Raw genomic sequence first — 19822 nt, 5'->3', positions numbered from 1 at the left:
AGCGGTCCGATTTGACATGAAGCTTGTCCGTGCGCTGGGTTCGATCGGTGGCCTGACCCTCGCCAGCCGCATTCTCGCTCTGGTGCGCGATTCGCTCGCGGCGCGCTATGTCGGGGCCGGATTCGCCTCCGACGCCTTCAACGGCGTCGCCTTCCGCCTGCCCAACATGTTCCGCGCGCTGTTCGCGGAAGGCGCGTTTTCGGCGGCGTTCATCCCGCTCTTCAACAAGAAGGCGGCCGGACCCGGTGGCTTGCCCGCAGGCTATGCCTTTGCCGAACGCGCGCTCGCGGTGCTGTTGCCGGTGCTCATCCTGTTCACCGCCGGTTTGCTGATCGCCGCCTGGCCGATCACCTGGCTGCTGTCCGGCGGATTCGCACGGCAGCATCCGACGCACGACCAATTCGCCTTCGCGGTCCTGCTGTCGCGTATCACGCTCCCCTATCTGGCCTTGATCTCGCTTGCGTCGTTGCTGGGGGGCATCCTCAATTCGCTCGACAAATTTTGGGTCAATGCCGCAGCGCCGATCCTGCTCAACCTCGCGATGATCGCCGGGCTGTGGTTCTTCCACGGCCACGATGTCTATGAGACCGCGCGCGTCCAGGCGATTTCGGTGACGGTCGGCGGGGTGCTGCAACTGTTGTGGCTGATGCTCGCGTGCCATCGCGCCGGGGTCGACCTGCGGCTGCGGATGCCGCGGCTCGACGCCGACGTCCGCAAGATGCTCCGCCTCATCGTTCCCGCCGCCGCGGGCGCGGGCGCGTCGCAGATCAACCTGCTGATCTCGACCTCGCTCGCAGGCAGCCTGCTCGCCTCGGGGTCGATCACCTATATCTATTATGCCGACCGCCTGAACCAGCTGCCGCTCGGGCTGATCGGGATCGGCCTCGGCACGATCCTCCTGCCGACGATCTCGCGGCTGCTGTCGTCGGGACAGGAGCAGGCGGCGATGGACACGCAGAACCGCGGGATCGAGCTCGCGCTGTTCCTCACGCTCCCTGCGACGATGGCATTCCTGATCGCGGCGGAACCGATCGTCCGCGGGCTGTTCGAATATGGCAAGTTCGACGCGATCGACGCGCGCCGCTGCGGCTGGGCGCTCAGCGCCTTCTCGATCGGACTGCCCTCCTATGTGCTCGTGAAGGTGCTGACCCCCGGCTATTATGCCCGCGGCGACACCAGGACCCCGGTGCGCTTCGCGATGATCTCGATCGCGGTCAACATCGTCGGCAATCTGATCCTCATTCCGCTGATCGGCCATGTCGGCCCGCCGCTCGCGACCGCGCTGGCGTCGACCGTCAACGTCGCGATGCTGTACCGCACGCTCGCGCAGCGGGGGCATTTCGTCGCGGACGCCGCGCTGCGCCGCAAGGTTCCGCGGCTGCTGCTCGCGGCATTGCTGATGGGCGCGACCGTCTATGCGTTCGAACGGTGGCTCGACCCCTATCTCGGCGGCGCGATGGTCGTCCGCTATGCGGCGCTCGGCGTACTGGTCGGCGCGGGCAGCGCGGTCTATGTCGTGGCCTGCTTCCTCACCGGCGCCTATCGCATCGGCGACATCCGCGCGCTGCTCCGCCGCCGCGCCGCCACCCCCAAAACCGTCCAGGAATAAACCATGCGCGTCGTCTCCGGCATTCAGCCCACCGGCAACCTCCACCTCGGCAACTATCTCGGCGCGATCCGCCAATGGGTCGCGATGCAGGATGCGATGCCCGCTGGCGACGACTGCCTGTTCTTCCTCGCCGACCTCCACGCGCTGTCGCAGCCGGTCGTCCCCGCCGAGCTCGATTCGAACACGACCGAGATGGCGGCGACGCTGCTTGCCTGCGGGATCGACCCGGCGCGCGCGATCCTGTTCAACCAGGCGCGCGTCCCCGCGCACAGCGCGCTCCACTGGATCCTCGGCGGGACCGCGCGGATGGGCTGGCTCAGCCGGATGACGCAGTGGAAGGACAAGGCGGGCAAGAAGGGCGAGACGCAAAGCGTCGGGCTGTTCACCTATCCCGTGCTCCAGGCCGCCGACGTGCTGCTGTATCAGGCGACTCACGTGCCCGTCGGCGAGGACCAGAAGCAGCATCTCGAGCTCGCGCGCGACATCGCGGTCAAGTTCAACGGCGATTATGGCGAGACCTTCGTCCTGCCCGAGCCGCTCATCTCCAAGGCCGCCCCGCGAATCATGAGCTTGCGCGATGCGAGCGGAAAGATGTCCAAGTCCGATCCGTCGGATGCGTCACGAATCAATCTGGTCGACAGCGACGAGCTGATCCTCGCGAAATTCCGCAAGGCCAAGAGCGATGCGGATGCATTGCCGAGCGAAGTCGCCGGGCTCGCCGACCGCGCGGAGGCGCGTAACCTCGTGACGATCTATGCGGCGCTCGAGGGATCGACGCCCGATGCGGTGCTTGCGCAATATGCGGGCCAGGGGTTCGGGGCGTTCAAGCCGGCGCTGGCCGATCTGGCGGTGGCGACGCTTGCGCCGATTCGCGAACGGCTGACGGCGTTGCTCGATGATCGTGCGGCGGTGGGCGCGGTGCTGGAGGATGGCGCCGGGCGGGCGGCGACGCTCGCGGCCCCGACATTGGCGGCGGCACAGCGTGCGGTTGGGTTGCAGGTCTGAGGCTGAACGACCTCACTTGCGCTTCCCCGGCGAAGGCCGGGGCCCAGTCGAGGAACGGAAGACTGCTGGCGACTGCGCGCCGTTACCGCCGCCATCGCTAGTGGGCCCCGGCCTTCGCCGGGGAAGTGTAAAGGGGGAAGCAGACGTGAGGCGCATGCTTCCGCGTCCCCTTACCCCTCGAGCTGCCGCATCAGCGTGCGCACCGAGCTGTCGATCTCGTGGTCCTCTTCGCGCAGGTCCTCGATCCGGCGCACCGCGTGGATCACGGTCGAGTGGTCCCGCCCACCGAACTTGCGCCCGATCTCGGGGAGCGAGCGCGTGGTGAGGCGCTTGGCGAGATACATCGCGATCTGCCGCGGCCGCGCCACGACGACCGCGCGGCGGGCCGACACCAGGTCGATCGGCTTGATCTCGAAATGCGCCGAGACCGCCTTCTGGATCTCGTCGATCGTCACGCGGCGTTCCGCGCCGCGCAGCACGTCGCCAAGCGTCGCAATCGCGAAGTCGAGGTCGATCTCGACATTGCTGAGCTGCGCATACGCGACGACGCGGTTGAGCGCGCCTTCGAGGTCGCGAATGTTCGCGCTGATCCGCGACGCGAGCAGGTCGAGCACTGCGACCGGGACGCGCGCGCCCGGCATGTCGGCCAGCTTGCGGTCGAGCACGCGCCGGCGCAGCGCCAGATCGGGTGCCTTGATGTCCGCGACGAGGCCACACGAGAGACGCGAGGTGATGCGTTGCTCGACGCCGTCGAGGCCCTGCGGGCAGCGATCGGCCGAGATGACCAAGCGCTTCCCCGCGCCCATCACCTCGTTCATCGTGTGGAAGAATTCCTCCTGCGTCGCGTCCTTGCCGGCGATGAACTGGAGATCGTCGATCAGCAGCAGGTCGGCCGCGCGCAGCCGGGTCTTGAAGGCATGCGTCTCGCGGGTGCGGAGCGCCTGGACGAATTCGTACATGAACCGCTCGGCCGACATCAGCAGCACGCGTGCGTTCGGCACCGCCGCCAGATACGCCGCGCCGATCGCGTGCATCAGGTGGGTCTTGCCCTGCCCGGTGCCGCTGTGAAGGAACAGCGGGCTGAATCGCGGCACGCCCGGCTGCGCCAGCGCGACGGCCGCGTTATACGCCACCATGTTCGACGGATCGACCACGAAGCGGTCGAAGGTGAAGCGCGGGTCGAGCGACGGCTGCTCGATCGTCGGAACAGCTTCCCTGACGATCGCGGTCGGCGCGGCCAGCGTCTCGACCGTCACCACCTGTGCCGAACGCGCAACCGTTTCGATCGAAACGCTGCGCACTGCCGGGATCAGGACGCGAAATTCCTGCAACAGCCGGTCGGCGTAATGATTCCGTACCCAATTTGTCATGAATGCCGACGGCAAACCCAGACGCACCGCATCCAGGTCGCTTCCGGGAATCAAAACGATCGGCTTAAGCCACTGATCGAACAGCCGTACGCCCGACAGTTCGCGGAGATTCGTACGGACCGTGGCCCAGGCCTGCGCAACCATGTCGTCCTGCGTCTCGCTGGAACTATGGTTGTTCGCGATCGCTACCCCCTGCCCCAAAGATGCCACGACAAAACCCTTCCTTCGCCCCCCGGTCACACCGGCGGAGCCTTAATTTACAACGGACAAAAACCCCCACAGCCGGAATCGAGTCCGCCTGAACGTGCCATTCGAATTGAGTCGCGAGACGATCGTCTGCGCGGTGGAGGGCCAGTTATGAAGAACGGGCCGAGTCTATCAAGGCCTGCCCCTGTCAGATTTTTGAAATAATCAGCATTGACTCGGATTCAGCCAAGGATTCGCGTCAAAAATCGCATAAGTATCGGTAATTACTCAATTTAAAGTCGTTACACTTCCGTGAAGGTTATGCGAATCGCAGTAAAACCGAGCTTTCCCAAAACAGGACTGTTGAAGTTCTTGTGATGTTCTATTCGGACTGGAAGTGCGTGTTTTGCGACGCACAAAACACGACAAAAAGCCCGCCGGACGACGTCCGACGGGCGAATTTGTTACTCGGGAGAAACGGTTATGCGAGCGCGGTGAGGCGCTTCGTCAACCGTGCAAACTTCCGCGATGCGGTGTTCTTGTGAAGCACGCCCTTGGCGACGCCCCGCATGAGCTCCGGCTGAACCTGCAGCATCGCAGCAGCGGCTGCCGCCTTGTCGCCGGACTCGAGCGCCGCTTCGGCCTTCTTGACGAAGGTGCGGATTCGGCCGACGCGGTTGCCGTTCACCAGTGCCCGTGCAGCGTTGCGACGGATACGCTTTTTCGCCTGTGGCGTGTTCGCCATGAAGCCCTCTGACTTTAGAAATAAGAAAGGGCGGGAGATGTCTCCCGGCCCCGGAAGCCGCGTCCCTTAGCGAGAAGCATCCGGGTGGTCAAGAACACTCGCCACGATTAGCGCTGGCACGTGGGGCACCAGAAGGTCGACCGCCCCCCTTCCGCATAGCGCTCGACCAGCCCGCCACAGGCGCACGGCTGCCCTTCGCGGCCATAGACCGCGAACTGTTTGGAAAAATATCCGAGCTCGCCGTCCGGCTTGGCATAATCGCGCAAGGTCGATCCGCCCGCCTCGATCGCGGCGAGCAGCACCGTGCGAATCGCTGGGACGAGTCGCTCGAGCCGCGCGCGGGACACCTTGCCGGCGGCGCGCTTCGGCGAGATGCCCGCGGCGAACAACGCCTCGCACACGTAGATGTTACCCAGCCCCGCGACGATCCGCTGGTCCAGCAGCATCAGCTTGATCGACGCGATCCGGTCCTTGAGCATCCGGTGGAGATACCCGGCGGTCAGATCGGGCCCGAGCGGTTCGGGTCCGAGCGCCAGGAACGCCGGAAACGCCGCGAGCGATTCGGTCGCAACCAGATCGACCGAGCCGAACCGCCGCGCATCGTTGAGCGCAAGCCGGTGCCGCGCGGTCTCGAGGATCAGATGATCGTGCAGCAACAGCTCCGCCGGATCTACTCGCCAGCGCCCCGACATGCCGAGGTGGAAGATCATCGTGTCGCCGCGATCCGTATCGATCAGCCCGTATTTCGCGCGGCGCCCGAGCGCGGTCACGGTCGCGCCGGTCAGGCGCTGCCCGAGATCCTCGGGGAACGGCCGCCGCAGGTCGGGGCGGCGGATCTGCACCGCGGTGATGCGCTGCCCTTCGAGCACGGGGCGCAGGCCCCGCACGGTGGTTTCGACTTCGGGCAATTCTGGCATCGCAATCAGCTAGGTTGCGTTTGCCCGCGCCACAAGCACTGGCTAGAGCGGTCGCCATGAACGCCCCCGCACCCGATACCGTCTCCTTCGGCTACGAAGACATCCCCGCCTCCGAAAAGACCGCCCGTGTCGGCGGCGTCTTCTCGAGCGTCGCCGCGCGCTACGACATCATGAACGACGCGATGTCGGGCGGGATGCACCGCGTCTGGAAGGACCGCTTCGTCCGCCGTCTGAAACCGCGCGAGGGTGAGCAGATCCTCGACATGGCGGGCGGCACCGGCGACATCGCCTTCCGCATCGCCGAATCGGGTGCGAGCGTGACGGTCGCCGACATCAACCCGCAAATGCTCGAAGTCGGGATGGAGCGCGCGGCAAAGCGTGGTATCGACGGCCTCGTGTGGACCGAAGCGAATGCCGAGACGCTGGCTTTCCCCGACCGCTTCTTCGATGCGTACACAATCGCGTTCGGGATCCGGAACGTCACCGACATCCCCAAGGCTTTGCGCGAAGCGCACCGCGTCTTGCGGCGGGGCGGGCGGTTCTTCTGCCTCGAATTCTCGACGACCGTCTGGCCGGGCTTCGCCGACGTGTACGATGCCTATTCGCACAAGGTCGTGCCGCAGCTCGGCAAGCTGCTCGCGCAGGATGCGGACAGTTATCGCTATCTGATCGAATCGATCCGGCGCTTCCCCGACATGCCGACCTTCGAGGGGATGATCCGCGACGCAGGGTTCATCCAGACGGGGGTGGAGCCGATGCTCGGCGGGCTGGTGGCGATTCACCACGGCTGGAAGATTTGATGGCGTCGACGCTTATAGCCCCTCCCCTTCAGGGGAGGGGTTGGGGTGGGGCCGTAGTGGGCGCAACCGCCCAATTCGGCGCGACCACCCAGTCCTTCCCCACCCCCAGCCCCTCCCCTGAAGGGGAGGGGAGTCAGATATGACCGCGCCTGCTGTCCATCTCTGGCGCCTGCTCAAATGGGGCCGCATCCTTGCGCGGCACGGTGCGCTGCAGGGGATCGAACGCGATCCCAACACCCCCGCCCCCGTGCGCCGCCTCGCCCGGATCGCGCGGTTCGGCGCGCGCGTGCCGAAGGTGCCGCGCTATGCCGATGCACTCCAGGCGATCGGTCCGGCAGCGATCAAGCTCGGGCAGACGCTCGCGACTCGTCCCGACATGGTGGGCGATGCCGCCGCGCTCGACCTGATGCGGTTGCAGGATGCGCTGCCTCCCGTCCCGTACGAGACGATCCACGCCGCGCTGACTCGCGCGTTCCAGCGGGACCCGGCCGAGCTTTTCCGCTCGATCGAGCCGGTCCCCGTCGGCGCCGCGTCGATCGCGCAGGTCCACCGCGCGGTGACGACCGATGGCCGCACCGTCGCGATCAAGGTGCTGCGCCCCGGCGTGGAGGAAGACTTCACCCGCGCGATCGACACCTACGAATGGGCCGCCGCCCAGGTCGAGGCGATGGGCGGCGAACTTTCCCGCCTGCGCCCGCGCCTGACGATCGAGACGTTCAAGCGCTGGACCGCGCGCGAACTGGATCTGCGGCGCGAGGCCGCATCCGCCTCCGAACTCGCCGATTCGATGCTTGCCGAGCCCGACTTCACCGTCCCCAAGATCGACTGGCAGCGGACCACCGGCAAGGTGCTGACGCTCGAATGGATCGACGGGATCAAGCTGTCGAACCGCACCGCGCTGATCGCGGCGGGCTATGACCTGCCGCAACTGGCGAACACGCTGGTTCACGCCTTCCTGCGCCAGGCGATCGCGGAAGGATTCTTCCATGCCGACATGCACCAGGGCAACCTGTTCGCGCTGCCCGGAAACAAGATCGCGGCGATCGACTTCGGGATCATGGGCCGGATCGACCGGCGCGCGCGGGTGTGGCTGGCGGAGATCCTCTACGGGCTGATCACCGGCAATTACAAACGCGTCGCCGAGATCCATTTCGAGGCGGGCTATGTGCCCGCGCATCACAACGTCGCCGAGTTCGCGACGGCGCTGCGCGCGGTCGGCGAGCCGATGCGCGGGATGGCGGTCAAGGACATGTCGATCGGAATGATGCTCGACGGGCTGTTCAATATCACGCGCGACTTCGACATGCAGACGCAGCCGCATCTGCTGCTGCTGCAGAAGACGATGGTGATGGTGGAGGGCGTGGCCACCAGCCTCGATCCCGAGATCAACCTGTGGGATGCGGCAGCCCCGTTCGTGCGCGAGTGGATCCGTACCGAACTCGGCCCGGAAGCTGCCGTCGCGGACCGGATCATCACCGACCTGCGCACTTTCGCGCGCCTCCCCGACCTGATCCGCAATATCGAGCGGCGCTTCCCCAACCCGCCCGGCGCACCGCCCGAGCCGCCACTGCGACATATCGAGATCGTCCGCTTCGGGGGCTGGCGCTATGCGGCCGTCGCGCTGGTCAGCGCAACCGCGAGCCTCGGCGTCGGATGGATGCTGTGGGGGTAGCCACGCCACCCCCCGCCGCGCCGCGCGCGCCGCTATGGCTCGTCCTGCCGTCCCGCTTTGCCGCTCTCACTCGGCTGCAGGCACGCTGGGGTCTGGGGTTGGTCGCGCTGCTGCTGGCGGCCACGCTGCTGGCGCTGGCCAGCCCGCCCCCGCCCGCCGGCAATCCGGATGATCCGGCGCGCATGGAGGCGCAGACCGATCTCCTCTTGTACGATTCGATCGTCTCCGGTGTCCGGGGCGGCGGTGACTATTACAGCGTTGCCGCCAACGCCCTGCGCCGGGGCGACTATCCGCTCCGTCCGTTTGTAACGTTCCGCCTGCCAGCGTTGACGATGATCCAGGCGCACGTTCCGCCGACGGGCATGCTGGGTATCCTCTATCTGCTCGCGGCCGGCGTAGCAGCGGCGTGGTTCGTGCGGTTGCGCCCGGCCTTCCGGCGCACGCCGCCCCTGGTGTTCGCGATGCTCCTTCTCGCCGGCGGGATGGTTGCGTTTGTGCAGCGCGGGCTGATCGGTTTTCACGAAATCTGGGCCGGTTTGCTGATCGCCTTGTCGCTCGCGCTGCGCCGCGACGACCGATGGCTCACGGCGGTTGCGATCGGGCTGGTCGCAATGTTGCTTCGCGAAACAGCGGCGCTGTACGTCGGCATCATGGCGGTGCTCGCCTTCGCCGAGGGCAATCGGCGCGAGGCATTGGGATGGGGCATCACGCTCGTGATTTTCGCAGTTGTCGTCGCGTTCCACGCCCATGCCGTTGCCGCCGTCGTGCGCCCGACCGATCCGGCTTCCCCGGGCTGGGCGGGCTTGCTCGGCTTCGGTTATTTCGTCCGGACGATGACCCTGTCGACGGCGCTTGCGATCGCGCCGCTGCTGCTCGCCGCGCCGCTGGTGGGTCTCGCCTTGTTCGGCTGGGCGAGCTGGCCGGAACCGCTCGCGCTCCGCGCCCTGACGATTTTCTGCGGGTATGCGGCGCTGCTCGGGCTGTTCGGGCGGAGCGACACCTTCTATTGGGGATTGATGATTGCCCCGGCCCTCCTCGTCGGCCTCGCATTCGCGCCCGACGGGATCCGCGACCTGATCGCGCGCGCACGGGATCGCCGCAAGATCACCGTCACGCGGCTCGTGCGATGAAAATCCTTCTGATCATCGGCGGTGGGATCGCGGCCTACAAGGCGAGCGAACTGATCCGCCTGTGCCGCAAGGCTGGAATTTCGGTCAAATGCGTGCTGACCGCAGGGGGCGCGCATTTCGTCACGCCGATGACTTTGGCGGCGCTTTCCGAAAACCAGGTCCATACCAGCCTGTGGGACCTGAAGGACGAGGTCGAGATGGGGCATATCCAGCTCAGCCGCGAAGCCGATCTGGTCGTCGTCGCGCCTGCCACGGCCGACCTGATGGCGAAGATGGCGGCTGGCATCGCGGACGACCTTGCGACGACGCTGCTGCTCGCGACCGACAAGCGCGTGCTTGCGGCCCCCGCGATGAACGTGCGGATGTGGCAACACCCCGCCACCGTCCGCAACGTCGCGACGCTGCGCGCCGACGGCGTCACCGTGCTGGACCCTGACGAGGGCGCGATGGCGTGCGGCGAATTTGGCCCGGGCCGGCTCCCCGAACCGCCTGCGATCCTGACGGCGATCCAGCAGATGCTCGGGCGCTGAATGGCCGACGACGCGATGCTGAGCGGCACGCATATCCTGGTGACCGCCGGCCCGACGCATGAGCCGATCGATCCCGTGCGCTACCTCGCCAACCGCTCGTCGGGAAAGCAGGGCTTCGCGATTGCAGCGGCGCTGGCGCGACTCGGTGCCCGGGTGACGCTCGTGGCGGGGCCGGTAATGCTTGAAACGCCGTCGGGCGTCCTGCGCGTCGATGTGGAAACCGCGCTGGAGATGGCAGCGGCGGTCGAGGCGGCGTTGCCGGTCGACGCAGCCGTAATGGTAGCGGCGGTTGCCGACTGGCGCGTCGAGGGCGCGGCGCAGAAGATCAAGAAGGGCTTGGAGACGCCGGTACTTCGTCTGGTCGAAAACCCGGATATCCTGGCAACGCTCGCGCGAAGCGCGCTGCGTCCGCCACTGCTGATCGGCTTCGCGGCGGAAACCGAGCGCGTGGTCGAGCATGCCACCGCCAAACGCCTGCGCAAGGCCGTCGACTGGATCGTCGCGAACGACGTGTCCGGAGATGTCATGGGAGGCGATGCCAATACCGTTCATATCGTGACGGCGACCGGCGTGGAAAGCTGGGAACGGATGGCTAAGGACGTCGTAGCGGGACGTCTGGCCGAGCGAATCGCGAAGACCGTGATGGAGCATAAGCGAGGCTAAAGCATGCGCCTATCCGGCACCCCCGAATGGCCCGCACCAGTCCCGACCAAGGCCCACTCCGGCGCCAAGCCGGGGTGGGCAAACTCCGCTCTGCCTTCAGTGGCCGAGCTTCTGCTTCAGTTCGTCGATCATCTTGGAGGCATCTGCCTTGCTCAGGTTAGCGCTCGGTGCCTCAACCTTGGCTTCCTCGCACAAGGTGGTGAGATAGGATGCCTGCGCGCCCGTCATCGGGTCGCCGCCGGACACCCAATTGTCGGGATCCTTCTCGGTATTCGAATCGGGATGCTCATCGAGCTTCGGGTTGTGCAGCGGTTCATCCATGATACGTCTCTCGATGTTTCTTGTATGTTCCTAACCCGTAAGCGGCTCTACGGTTCCAGCGCAGACCACTGTCGGCGTGCCTTTAGGGCACGAAAGACAGACCCGTCTTCGCGCCGGGGCCAAGGCACGCTATTGGCAGTGGATGACGACTTCCCCGATCAAGATTCAGCTCAAGACCCTCGCGCATGGTGAGGGTCTGCCCCCACCCGCTTATGCGACCGACGGTGCCGCCGGCATGGATGTGGTCGCCGCCGAAGCCATGACGCTCGCACCCGGCACCCGCGCGGCGATCGCGACCGGCTTCGCCATCGCCATCCCGCCCGGGTTCGAGGTGCAGGTACGGCCGCGTTCGGGTCTTGCACTGAAGCATGGCGTGACGTGCCTCAACACCCCCGGTACGATCGATTCCGACTATCGCGGTGAGGTCAAGATCATTCTGGTCAACCTTGGGCAGGAGCCCTTTGTGATCGCGCGGGGCGACCGCATCGCACAACTCGTTCCGGCCTCGGTTCAACGCGCGACGCTGGAACGCGTCGAAATGCTGGACGATACCGCGCGAGGGGTTGGGGGTTTCGGGTCGACGGGACGATGATCGCCGCATTTTTCTTGCAGATGGCCGACGCGCCCCCCGCCGCGCCCTCGCTGCCGTCGGATTGGTCGGCGCTGCCGGCATTGCCGTATGTGGCACCGCGCCAGGCGACTCCGCAGGTTTCCGCCTTCGTCGCTGGGGAAATCGCTGCGGGACGGTGCGTGGCGCAGCGCCCGGCCGACGGGCACTACGTTCTCCGCGTCGATGTCGCCACGCTCGTCGGGGCCGACGGGACGATCCACCGGGTGGTCCCCCATGCGATCGCCTGCCCCACGATCGAGCAATATGCCGCTGGCCTGGTCACCGGGTTCGCGCGCGGGAATATCGCGCTGCATCCGGGAATGACCGATAGCTGGTACCGCACGACCATCGTGTTCGACTGGCGCGGATGAGCATGCTCGGCGACGCCGAACTCGATCGCTACGCCCGCCACATCGTCCTCCGCGAAGTGGGCGGTGCAGGCCAGTTGCGGCTCAAGGCGTCAAGCGTCGCGGTGGTTGGCGCCGGTGGCATCGGCAGCCCGGCGATCCAGTATCTGGCGGCAGCGGGAGTCGGGCGGCTCGTCCTCATTGACGACGATCACGTCGATCTTTCCAATCTCCAGCGTCAGACGTTGTTCGGCGACGCCGACGTCGGCACGGCGAAGGTTGCGGCCGCCCGCGCCGCTGCGTTGCGGATCACGCCGCATGTCACGGTCGAAACGTGCGCGGTCCGGCTCGATGCGGGCAATGCCACAGCCTTACTGGAGGGGGTCGACGTCGTCCTCGACGGCACGGACAGCTTCGCGACGCGCCTCGCCGTGGCCGATGCGGCGCATGCGCTGCGGATACCGTTGGTGTCGTCCGCCGTCGGCCAGTTCGAGGGCCAGCTGGGCGTGTTTCGCGGGTGGGAGCCGGACAAGCCGTGCTACCGCTGCTTCGTCGGCAACGCGCACGATGCCGCGGGCGACAGTTGCGCGGAACAGGGCGTGATCGGGGCGATGACCGGGGTGATGGGCAGCCTCGCCGCGCTCGAGGTGATGCGGAGCATCGTCGGCTTTGGCGAGGACAGTGCGGGCAAGCTGCTGCTGGTCGATGCCCTCGCCTTCCGCTTCCGCACCCTTACGCTGCCCAAGGATCCGGGATGTCCGTGCTGCGGTTAGCGCGGCTTTAAGCGATCCGCGCTAAGCCCGCCGGATGATCGACCGACCCGCCCCGTCCGTGCTCCGCAAAGTCCTCGTCATTTTCGGGACTCGTCCCGAAGCGATCAAGCTGTTTCCGGTCGTTGCAGCGCTTGCCGCGACCCCAGGGCTGATCGTCCGTACCTGCGTCACCGCGCAGCACCGCGGACTGCTCGATCAGGTGCTCGCGATTGCCGGCCTGGTCCCGGATATCGACCTCGACCTGATGGAGCCCGGCCAGTCGCTCGACCGGCTGACCGCGCGCCTCCTGACCAGCCTGGGCGACGTGATGGATGCGGAGCGGCCCGATCGCGTGATCGTCCAGGGCGATACCGCGACCGCGATGGTCGGGGCGCTGGCGGCCTATTATCGCAAGGTGCCCGTGTCGCATGTCGAGGCCGGGCTGCGGTCGGGCGACATCTACCATCCCTGGCCCGAGGAGGTGAACCGCCGGATCGTGGCGCCGATCGCGGACCAGCATTATGCGCCGACGGAAACCGCAGCCGAAGCGCTCCGCCGCGAGGCGATCGATCCGACGACCATCCACGTGACCGGCAATACGGTGATCGACGCCCTCCATGCCACACGTGCCAAGCTCGCCGCCGACCCGGCCCTCGGCGCCGGGCTTGACGCCATCGCCGAACGGTTCGCGGGGAAGCGCATCATTCTGGTCACCACGCATCGGCGCGAGAATTTCGGCGGCGGGATGGAAAATATTGCGCACGCCCTCGCCCGGATCGCGGCGCGCGACGACGTGGCAATTCTCTTCCCGGTGCACCCCAACCCCAATGTCGTGGCTGTCATGGATGCGATGCTCGGGAACCGGCCGAACATCGCGCGGATCGATCCGCTCGATTATCCCCATTTCATCCGTGCGCTCGATCTCGCGCATATCGTGCTGACCGATTCGGGCGGCGTGCAGGAGGAAGCCCCCGCGCTCGCCAAGCCCGTGCTGGTGATGCGAGAGACGACCGAACGCCCCGAAGGGGTGGCGGCGGGCACCGCGCGCCTCGTCGGCACCGACGCCGATCGCATCGTTTCCGAAATATCAACGCTCATCGACGACAAGGCGGCGTACCAGGCCATGGCCCGCGCCCACAATCCGTTCGGCGACGGCCATGCGTCCGCACGGATCGCAAAGGGTGTCGCCGATGGTTTCGGATTCTGAGCTTAACGTCGTCGTCGTCGGCCTCGGCTATATCGGCCTCCCCACCGCCGCGGTGATCGCGCGGACCGGCGCGAAGGTGCTCGGCATCGACGTGTCCGAGCATGTCGTCGAGACTGTCAATTCGGGGAAGGTCCATATCGAGGAAGTCGATCTCGACGGACTCGTCTCGGGCGTCGTCGCGCGCGGCTATCTGCGCGCCGCGACCCAGATCGAACCCGCCGACGTCTTCGTCATCGCGGTCCCGACGCCGTTCGCGGACGATCACGCTCCCAACATCGGCTATGTCCTGCGCGCCGCGACGACGATCGCGACCGTGCTCAAGGCGGGCGACGTGGTGATCCTCGAATCGACCTCGCCGGTCGGCACGACCGAGAAGGTCCGCGACCTGCTCGCGCAGCTGCGCCCCGACTTGAGGGTCCCCGGCAGGACCGGCGAAAGCGCCGACGTCGCGATCGCTTACTGCCCCGAGCGGGTGCTCCCCGGCCGCATCCTCGTCGAGCTGATCGACAATGATCGCGTGATCGGCGGCATCACCCCGCGCTGTGCGCGGAAAGCATTGCAATTCTACCGCCGCTTCGTCCGCGGCGCATGCGTGACCACCACCAGCCGCGCGGCGGAAATGACCAAGCTCACCGAAAACGCCTTCCGCGACGTCAACATCGCCTTCGCAAACGAACTCAGCCGCGTCGCGGATACGATGGAGGTCGACGTGTGGGAGGTGATCCGCCTCGCCAACCGCCATCCGCGTGTCAACATCCTGTCGCCCGGCCCCGGCGTCGGCGGGCATTGCATCGCGGTCGACCCGTGGTTTCTCGTCCACGCCGACCCCGCCAACACCCCGCTGATCCGCACCGCGCGCGAAGTGAACGACGCGAAAATCGACTATGTGGTGGAGCGTGCCGAGGCGATGGTCGCCGCCAATCCGGGGGTGACGGTCGCGTGCCTCGGGCTCGCGTTCAAGGCAAACATCGACGATTTCCGCGAAAGCCCCGCGCTCAAGGTCGCGACCGCGCTCGCGCAGCGCTTCGGCGACCGGCTGTGCGTGGTCGAGCCCTATACCAACACGCTTCCTGCCGCGTTCGACGGGACGGGCGCACGGCTTGCCGACATCGACACCGCGATCGAGACGTGCGGGATCATGATCGTGCTGGTCGACCATGACGTCTTCAAGTCGGTCCCGGTCGACGAACGCGCCGACAAGCTCGTCTACGACACGCGCGGGATCTGGCCGGACCAGCCGCGCCAGCCTGCGCGGATCGAGCCGATGCGGTTGGCGGGCTGACGTCAGGCGGTCGCGGTCAGCGCGGCACTTTCGGTTTCCTCGATCCAGCCGCCGCCGATGACCCGGTCCCCACCGTACAGCACCGTCGCCTGCCCGGGCGCGACCCCATATTCGGGGGACTCGAAGACAACCCGGTCCCCCTCGCGCCATGCCGGCACGGGCTTCGCCATCGAACGGACCTTGGCCGTCATCGGGCCGTCATAGCCGCCACCAAGCCAGTTGATTCCGCTGAGCCGCGCCGACCGGACCGCCAATGCCGCGCGCGGGCCAACGACGACGCGGCGGGATTCGGCTTCGAGCCGCAGGACATAGAGCGGCTCGGGCGTACCCCCGATCTCGAGACCGCGCCGCTGCCCCACGGTGAAATGGATCAGGCCCTGGTGTCGCCCCAGCACACGCCCCTGCGCATCGACGATTTCGCCTGCGGTATCGGCTTCGGGCCGCAGCTTCTTGACGAGACCGGCATAATTGCCGTCCGGGACAAAGCAGATGTCCTGGCTGTCCGGCTTGCCCGCGACTCCGAGCCCCAGTTCGGCGGCGATCTCACGGACCCGCGGCTTGGGTAGCCCACCCAGCGGAAAGCGAAGATAGTCGAGCTGCGCCTGCGTCGTTGCGAACAAAAAGTAACTCTGGTCGCGCGCCGGATCGAAGGCACGATGCAGTTCGGCACCCTCCGCCCCCTCGATCCGCCGAACGTAATGACCGGTCGCGAGGCAATCCGCCCCGAGGTCCCGCGCCGCCGTGAGCAGGTCGGTGAATTTCGGGCCCATGTTGCATTGGATGCAAGGGATCGGCGTCCGCCCTGCAAGGTAATCATCGGCAAACCGATCGATCACCTGGTCGCGAAAACGGGATTCATGGTCGAACACATAATGGGCGATCCCCAGCCGGTCGCACACCGCCCGGGCGTCACGAATGTCGCGTCCCGCGCAGCATGAGCCGGCCCGGCCGACCGCTTCGCCATGGTCGTACAGCTGCAAGGTAATGCCGATCACCTCCGCCCCGCTGCGCGCCGCAAGCGCTGCCACGACGGAACTGTCGACGCCGCCGGACATCGCGACGACGATCCGCTTGCCCGCCACGTCGGGCCCCAGTTGAAAATCTGCGTCTATCATGATGGGCGGGAGATAGGCGTTCCCGCCCTCACATGCAAAATCCCGCGAAAAAGACGACGTGCTTTACGTCGCCTTTAGGACCTTTCCTTTAAACATCCACGAATCGCTAGTGGAAGTGTGTGCGTGGACCTGAGTTTTTCCCGATTTGAAGCCGATGGACCGGCGGTGGCACTGCCACCCGACCTGGCCGTGCTGATGGTCGGTGTGGCGGCGCGTCAGGCGGCAAGCCCCACGGCAATGGTCCAGGCGCGTCTGCCGCGACCAGATCGAAACGATCCGTTCACCCCCGCCCACGGGGCGTTCAACCTGCTCGTCTGGGAATTGATCGAAATGCGTGCTGACCGGAGAAAGGCATGAACCCGTCGTTTACCCCGACGCTTTAGCGAGCGTTCAAGTCCGGTGGTTATGACCGTAACGATTGAGATGCAAAGGGGCCCCGCCCCGAGACAAGGTCCTTCAAGAATGATCGAGAACCAGAAGATCCGCCCCGCAAGAGTGATCGGCCCGCTTGGAGAGCCGCTGACTCTCGAATCGCTTCCGCCACCCGAAACGACGCGATGGGTCGTGCGGCGCAAGGCCGAGGTCGTCGCCGCGGTCAATGGCGGGCTGCTGTCGGTCGACGAGGTGTGCGAACGCTATGGACTGACGGTCGAGGAATTCGCCAGTTGGCAACGGGCGATCGATCGTTCGGGCATGCCCGGCCTGCGCGTTACGCGGATTCAGCACTATAAGTCCTTGTACGAGCGTCAGCAAAAATACTGATTGCGGTTTCTGTCGGCTTTGCTCGATCCGGAGCCGGAACAAAAATCGCCAGTCGAGAGTCTTGTCTCCGTCATCCCGGACATAACCGGGCAACGGAGGGTAAAATGGTTGGACTTATTGTTTGGCTCGTCGTCGGTGGCGTGTGCGGTTGGCTTGCCAGCATGATCATGCGTACCGATGGCCAGCAGGGGATCGTTCTCAACGTCGTCGTCGGCATCATCGGTTCGGTGATCGCATCGTTCCTGTTTGGCGCAGGAATCAATGAAGCGATCACGATCAACACCTTCATCTATTCGCTGATCGGCGCGGTCATCCTGCTCGCGATCGTCAACCTGGTTCGTCGCGGCACCGTCCGCTAAGATCCTTTGTCCAACCGGACGATCGGGCCGCTGGGGAAACCCAGCGGCCTTTTTCATGTCCGTCGTTATTTGAGCAGGAAGCGGACCGAGACGGTGACGCTCACTTGCGTTTCGCCCGCTGCAATCGGGGTCGACTCACTATTCTTCATGACCCGCGCTATGGCGTACATCGGCGGTTGCGGCGACGACCCGTCGTTCGCGCCATTTTCGCTGATGGTCACGATCCGCGCCACGCTCAAACCCGCCGCCTTTGCGTAGAGCTCCGCGCGCGACCGCGCGATCCGTACCGCGTCGGTCCGGGCCTCGTCGAGCGCGGCTTCGGGCTTGTCGAGCGACAGCGTCGGGCCATCGATCTGGTTCGCGCCTTGCGCCACCAGCGCGTCGAGGATGCTGCCAGATTTGGCGACGTCGCGGAACCGGATCGAAACGCTGTTGCTTGCCTGATACCCGGTGACGGCCGGTGGCTGGCCGTCGGTGTAGCGATACTGCGGGCTGAGCGAGACACTGGCGGTACGTATGTCGCGCGTCGCCACCCCGGCCTGTCGGAGCGCGGCCAGCACGCGGGTCATGCGCGTGGCATTTTCCGACAGCGCCGCCGCCGCGGTCTGGCCCTGCGTCACGACCCCGGCACGAATGGTGGCAACGTCCGGCACGCGCGAGGTCCGCCCCTCGGCGGAAACATCGAGCAACGTGCCATCGGGCACCATCGTCGGCGCCGTCTGTGCGAGAGCGGGGGTGGCCGCCGCCAGAACCGCGGGCGCCAGCAGCATGATCGTCGAACGCATCGTCTTCTCCCAGTGTGCCCGGCAGGATAGGCCCGGCATGGATCCCTGGTGGCAGCTTTGGCTGAAACCCGCGATGAACAATCGTTCCGCTGGCCAATCCGTTTGGCAACACGCGGCAGTGGAATGACCGCCTCCTGCAACCGCCCGGGAAACCTAGCGTGGCGCGCTGGTTGCGATCGCGGTGCGGCGTTGGCGGCCCCAGCTTTCCCGCCCGGTGAGAAAGGCATGCCAGCCCCATACCGCACCGGCGTGGCGCAACAGCTGGAAACTGAACGGCTCGGCCAGCGCAGCGATCAGGGCGGGGACAAGCGACAGCCCTTCCCGCTGTCCGGTCCAGCGCTTGTAGATGCCAAGCGACCAGAGGTGGAAGCTGAGATCGACGGTGATCTTCGCGACCATCACGATCAGGATCGGAAGGGCGACGGTGAAACGCCCGCTGGCCACCAGTCCGACGAGAATCGCGAAGGCTGCGAGGCCATAGATCGGCTGTAGCGTATCGAGCGCCTTGACCGGCAGCATCGCGGTGCCGAGCCACCCGAAACGCCGTGCGCCCACCATGTCTCGGTTCCAATATTGCGTCTGCAGAAAGCCCCCGAACCAGCGCCGGCGCTGGCGCAGGAACGCGAGCGGGCTGGCCGGCGCATCGGTCCGTGCCAGCGCGCCGCCCACGACCCGCACACGCCAGTCGCGCCCATGATCGACCGCGTGCCGGTGCAGCCGGTGGATCAATTCGTAATCCTCCACCATGCAATCCGGATCGAAACCACCGACCTCGACGACCGCATCCCGTCGGAACGCGGCAAACGCCCCAGAGATCAGCAACAGGCTGCCGAGTTGCTCCCAGGCATGTCGGGACAGGAAATTGCGGACATATTCGTAGCTCTGGAACCACTGGAACAATCGCCCCTGCAGGTCCGGCCCGCATATCGGCGCCAGGACCCCGGTGGCCGCGACGAGTTCGGGTTCCGCTGCAAACGCAGCGCGCATCGCGACGATCGCGCCCGGTTCGAGCAACGTATCGGCATCGACCGTCAGCACCACCTCCGTATCGATCCGCAGCATGGCGGCGTTCAGCGCGCGCGCCTTCCCCCCATGCGGCAGGCGGAGCCATTCCACCGTCGACGCGCCGACGACCTGACCGGTCATCGATCCGATCGCCGGCATGGCAAGCGCGTAGCGCTCGGCCAGCACGTCCGCGGTCGTGTCGCTCGATCCGTCATCGGCGATCAGGATCACGTCCGGGGGTTGCGCTTGCCCCGCGAGCCGATCGATCGCGGCGGCAATCACCCCCGCTTCGTTGTGCGCAGCGACGATCACGCCGAAGCGCGTCACCGTACCCGCCGCGCGCGGCGGCGCATGCCGTAGCCCGCGAATGTTCCACGCGGTGAACAGCAACAGCAGCGTGTCGTAGAGAATATAGGCGATCCCGACCGACCATATCGCCAGCCCTTGGCGCGAGAAGGCCTGGATGGTCAGGACGATGAACAGAATCGGGCCGACCGCACCGATCAACCGGCTGACCAGCGGGATGGCGCGGGGCGTAAGGCGCGGCGACTCGACGACGAGCGTCTGCGAAAGCGTGGTCATTGCGCGGGCGATACCAATGGTGGATGAACCATGGCTGACGGCGCTAGCCTGTCGCGCGCGACGCGACT

The 19822-nt window shown here is 66.3% G+C and carries 20 protein-coding genes and 1 pseudogene; 14 read left to right on the top strand and 7 right to left on the bottom strand.

Annotated features, from left to right (window positions below; genetic code table 11):
- Positions 1 to 16 precede the first annotated feature (16 nt).
- The gene (murJ, locus tag L8G49_RS04880) at positions 17 to 1609 is read left to right on the top strand and encodes a murein biosynthesis integral membrane protein MurJ (RefSeq protein ID WP_242182902.1); all 1593 of its coding nucleotides are present in this window, start codon (positions 17 to 19) and stop codon (positions 1607 to 1609) included.
- A gap of 3 nt (positions 1610 to 1612) precedes the next feature.
- Positions 1613 to 2614 (top strand): tryptophan--tRNA ligase, encoded by a 1002-nt coding sequence (gene trpS / locus L8G49_RS04875; RefSeq protein ID WP_242182900.1) that lies wholly within the window; start codon positions 1613 to 1615, stop codon positions 2612 to 2614.
- 170 nt (positions 2615 to 2784) lie between these two features.
- Here trpS and dnaA read toward each other — a convergent pair whose 3' ends face one another.
- The 3 genes from dnaA to mutM all read right to left on the bottom strand — a co-directional run bounded on the left by dnaA (position 2785) and on the right by mutM (position 5832).
- Positions 2785 to 4185: a chromosomal replication initiator protein DnaA gene (dnaA, locus tag L8G49_RS04870; RefSeq protein WP_242183749.1), complete on the bottom strand. Its 1401-nt coding sequence runs from the start codon at positions 4183 to 4185 to the stop codon at positions 2785 to 2787.
- Between the two features lie 466 nt (positions 4186 to 4651).
- Positions 4652 to 4915, bottom strand: coding sequence for a 30S ribosomal protein S20 (rpsT, locus tag L8G49_RS04865; RefSeq protein ID WP_010160493.1), 264 nt, complete (start codon positions 4913 to 4915; stop codon positions 4652 to 4654).
- Positions 4916 to 5022: 107 nt separating this feature from the next.
- The gene (gene mutM, locus L8G49_RS04860) at positions 5023 to 5832 is read right to left on the bottom strand and encodes a bifunctional DNA-formamidopyrimidine glycosylase/DNA-(apurinic or apyrimidinic site) lyase (RefSeq protein WP_242182899.1); all 810 of its coding nucleotides are present in this window, start codon (positions 5830 to 5832) and stop codon (positions 5023 to 5025) included.
- A 56-nt stretch (positions 5833 to 5888) separates the two neighbouring features.
- Here mutM and L8G49_RS04855 point away from each other — a divergent pair, with 56 nt between their 5' ends.
- The 4 genes and pseudogenes from L8G49_RS04855 (at position 5889) to coaBC (ending at position 10627) form a co-directional block, all read left to right on the top strand.
- Positions 5889 to 6632: a class I SAM-dependent methyltransferase gene (locus tag L8G49_RS04855; RefSeq protein ID WP_242182897.1), complete on the top strand. Its 744-nt coding sequence runs from the start codon at positions 5889 to 5891 to the stop codon at positions 6630 to 6632.
- 139 nt (positions 6633 to 6771) lie between these two features.
- Complete coding sequence (ubiB, locus tag L8G49_RS04850) at positions 6772 to 8304, top strand: 2-polyprenylphenol 6-hydroxylase (protein ID WP_242182894.1); 1533 nt, start codon at positions 6772 to 6774, stop codon at positions 8302 to 8304.
- Positions 8286 to 9434 carry a hypothetical protein gene (locus L8G49_RS04845; RefSeq protein ID WP_242182892.1) on the top strand — a complete coding sequence of 383 codons (1149 nt, stop codon included), beginning with the start codon at positions 8286 to 8288 and terminating at the stop codon, positions 9432 to 9434. The genes ubiB and L8G49_RS04845 overlap by 19 nt, the downstream gene beginning before the upstream one ends.
- A pseudogene (coaBC, locus tag L8G49_RS04840) lies at positions 9431 to 10627 on the top strand (bifunctional phosphopantothenoylcysteine decarboxylase/phosphopantothenate--cysteine ligase CoaBC). Before L8G49_RS04845 ends, coaBC begins: the two are co-directional and overlap by 4 nt.
- 96 nt (positions 10628 to 10723) lie before the next feature.
- Here the strand turns inward: coaBC and L8G49_RS04835 are convergent.
- Positions 10724 to 10948, bottom strand: a complete 225-nt coding sequence (locus L8G49_RS04835; RefSeq protein WP_242182891.1) for a DUF3072 domain-containing protein — start codon at positions 10946 to 10948, stop codon at positions 10724 to 10726.
- A gap of 142 nt (positions 10949 to 11090) precedes the next feature.
- Between L8G49_RS04835 and dut the strand changes: the two genes are divergently transcribed.
- The 5 genes from dut to wecC are packed head-to-tail and all read left to right on the top strand — an operon-like array spanning position 11091 to position 15146.
- The gene (gene dut / locus L8G49_RS04830) at positions 11091 to 11540 is read left to right on the top strand and encodes a dUTP diphosphatase (protein WP_242182889.1); all 450 of its coding nucleotides are present in this window, start codon (positions 11091 to 11093) and stop codon (positions 11538 to 11540) included.
- A gap of 20 nt (positions 11541 to 11560) precedes the next feature.
- Entirely contained in the window at positions 11561 to 11929 is a 369-nt protein-coding gene (locus L8G49_RS04825) for a hypothetical protein (protein ID WP_242182887.1), read from the top strand.
- Complete coding sequence (moeB, locus tag L8G49_RS04820) at positions 11926 to 12678, top strand: molybdopterin-synthase adenylyltransferase MoeB (protein ID WP_242139305.1); 753 nt, start codon at positions 11926 to 11928, stop codon at positions 12676 to 12678. Before L8G49_RS04825 ends, moeB begins: the two co-directional genes overlap by 4 nt.
- Before the next feature lie 34 nt (positions 12679 to 12712).
- Positions 12713 to 13864, top strand: a complete 1152-nt coding sequence (gene wecB, locus L8G49_RS04815; protein ID WP_242182885.1) for a UDP-N-acetylglucosamine 2-epimerase (non-hydrolyzing) — start codon at positions 12713 to 12715, stop codon at positions 13862 to 13864.
- Positions 13848 to 15146, top strand: coding sequence for a UDP-N-acetyl-D-mannosamine dehydrogenase (gene wecC, locus L8G49_RS04810; protein WP_242182883.1), 1299 nt, complete (start codon positions 13848 to 13850; stop codon positions 15144 to 15146). The genes wecB and wecC overlap by 17 nt, the downstream gene beginning before the upstream one ends.
- A 2-nt stretch (positions 15147 to 15148) precedes the next feature.
- On the opposite strand, the gene mnmA is transcribed toward wecC, so the two are convergent.
- Positions 15149 to 16261, bottom strand: coding sequence for a tRNA 2-thiouridine(34) synthase MnmA (mnmA, locus tag L8G49_RS04805; protein WP_242182881.1), 1113 nt, complete (start codon positions 16259 to 16261; stop codon positions 15149 to 15151).
- A 123-nt stretch (positions 16262 to 16384) separates the two neighbouring features.
- Here mnmA and L8G49_RS04800 point away from each other — a divergent pair, with 123 nt between their 5' ends.
- The 3 genes from L8G49_RS04800 (at position 16385) to L8G49_RS04790 (ending at position 17382) form a co-directional block, all read left to right on the top strand.
- The gene (locus tag L8G49_RS04800; RefSeq protein WP_242139301.1) at positions 16385 to 16618 is read left to right on the top strand and encodes a hypothetical protein; all 234 of its coding nucleotides are present in this window, start codon (positions 16385 to 16387) and stop codon (positions 16616 to 16618) included.
- 105 nt (positions 16619 to 16723) lie between these two features.
- Positions 16724 to 17023: a DUF1153 domain-containing protein gene (locus L8G49_RS04795; RefSeq protein ID WP_242139300.1), complete on the top strand. Its 300-nt coding sequence runs from the start codon at positions 16724 to 16726 to the stop codon at positions 17021 to 17023.
- Positions 17024 to 17127: 104 nt separating this feature from the next.
- On the top strand, positions 17128 to 17382 hold the full coding sequence (locus L8G49_RS04790) for a GlsB/YeaQ/YmgE family stress response membrane protein (RefSeq protein WP_242139299.1): 255 nt from the start codon (positions 17128 to 17130) through the stop codon (positions 17380 to 17382).
- Between the two features lie 65 nt (positions 17383 to 17447).
- Here the strand turns inward: L8G49_RS04790 and L8G49_RS04785 are convergent, their stop codons facing one another.
- Both L8G49_RS04785 and L8G49_RS04780 read right to left on the bottom strand, forming a co-directional pair.
- Positions 17448 to 18167 (bottom strand): SIMPL domain-containing protein, encoded by a 720-nt coding sequence (locus L8G49_RS04785; protein ID WP_242182879.1) that lies wholly within the window; start codon positions 18165 to 18167, stop codon positions 17448 to 17450.
- A 153-nt stretch (positions 18168 to 18320) separates the two neighbouring features.
- Positions 18321 to 19754 (bottom strand): glycosyltransferase, encoded by a 1434-nt coding sequence (locus tag L8G49_RS04780; protein ID WP_242139297.1) that lies wholly within the window; start codon positions 19752 to 19754, stop codon positions 18321 to 18323.
- Positions 19755 to 19822 lie beyond the last annotated feature (68 nt).

It is taken from the genome of Sphingomonas sp. CARO-RG-8B-R24-01 (genome assembly GCF_022662295.1).
Lineage (GTDB): Bacteria > Pseudomonadota > Alphaproteobacteria > Sphingomonadales > Sphingomonadaceae > Sphingomonas.
The sequence above is the reverse complement of the archived record's forward strand: the minus strand, read 5'-3'. Positions and strand labels throughout refer to the sequence as shown.

Excerpts from the sequence above, each read along its gene's own strand:
- murJ (WP_242182902.1), top strand. The coding sequence starts at position 17 with ATGAAGCTTGTCCGTGCGCTGGGTTCGATCGGTGGCCTGACCCTCGCC.
- trpS (WP_242182900.1), top strand. The coding sequence starts at position 1,613 with ATGCGCGTCGTCTCCGGCATTCAGCCCACCGGCAACCTCCACCTCGGC.
- rpsT (WP_010160493.1), bottom strand. The coding sequence starts at position 4,915 with ATGGCGAACACGCCACAGGCGAAAAAGCGTATCCGTCGCAACGCTGCA.
- mutM (WP_242182899.1), bottom strand. The coding sequence starts at position 5,832 with ATGCCAGAATTGCCCGAAGTCGAAACCACCGTGCGGGGCCTGCGCCCC.
- L8G49_RS04855 (WP_242182897.1), top strand. The coding sequence starts at position 5,889 with ATGAACGCCCCCGCACCCGATACCGTCTCCTTCGGCTACGAAGACATC.
- ubiB (WP_242182894.1), top strand. The coding sequence starts at position 6,772 with ATGACCGCGCCTGCTGTCCATCTCTGGCGCCTGCTCAAATGGGGCCGC.
- L8G49_RS04845 (WP_242182892.1), top strand. The coding sequence starts at position 8,286 with ATGGATGCTGTGGGGGTAGCCACGCCACCCCCCGCCGCGCCGCGCGCG.
- L8G49_RS04835 (WP_242182891.1), bottom strand. The coding sequence starts at position 10,948 with ATGGATGAACCGCTGCACAACCCGAAGCTCGATGAGCATCCCGATTCG.
- dut (WP_242182889.1), top strand. The coding sequence starts at position 11,091 with ATGACGACTTCCCCGATCAAGATTCAGCTCAAGACCCTCGCGCATGGT.
- L8G49_RS04825 (WP_242182887.1), top strand. The coding sequence starts at position 11,561 with ATGGCCGACGCGCCCCCCGCCGCGCCCTCGCTGCCGTCGGATTGGTCG.
- moeB (WP_242139305.1), top strand. The coding sequence starts at position 11,926 with ATGAGCATGCTCGGCGACGCCGAACTCGATCGCTACGCCCGCCACATC.
- wecB (WP_242182885.1), top strand. The coding sequence starts at position 12,713 with ATGATCGACCGACCCGCCCCGTCCGTGCTCCGCAAAGTCCTCGTCATT.
- wecC (WP_242182883.1), top strand. The coding sequence starts at position 13,848 with ATGGTTTCGGATTCTGAGCTTAACGTCGTCGTCGTCGGCCTCGGCTAT.
- mnmA (WP_242182881.1), bottom strand. The coding sequence starts at position 16,261 with ATGATAGACGCAGATTTTCAACTGGGGCCCGACGTGGCGGGCAAGCGG.
- L8G49_RS04795 (WP_242139300.1), top strand. The coding sequence starts at position 16,724 with ATGATCGAGAACCAGAAGATCCGCCCCGCAAGAGTGATCGGCCCGCTT.
- L8G49_RS04790 (WP_242139299.1), top strand. The coding sequence starts at position 17,128 with ATGGTTGGACTTATTGTTTGGCTCGTCGTCGGTGGCGTGTGCGGTTGG.
- L8G49_RS04785 (WP_242182879.1), bottom strand. The coding sequence starts at position 18,167 with ATGCGTTCGACGATCATGCTGCTGGCGCCCGCGGTTCTGGCGGCGGCC.
- L8G49_RS04780 (WP_242139297.1), bottom strand. The coding sequence starts at position 19,754 with ATGACCACGCTTTCGCAGACGCTCGTCGTCGAGTCGCCGCGCCTTACG.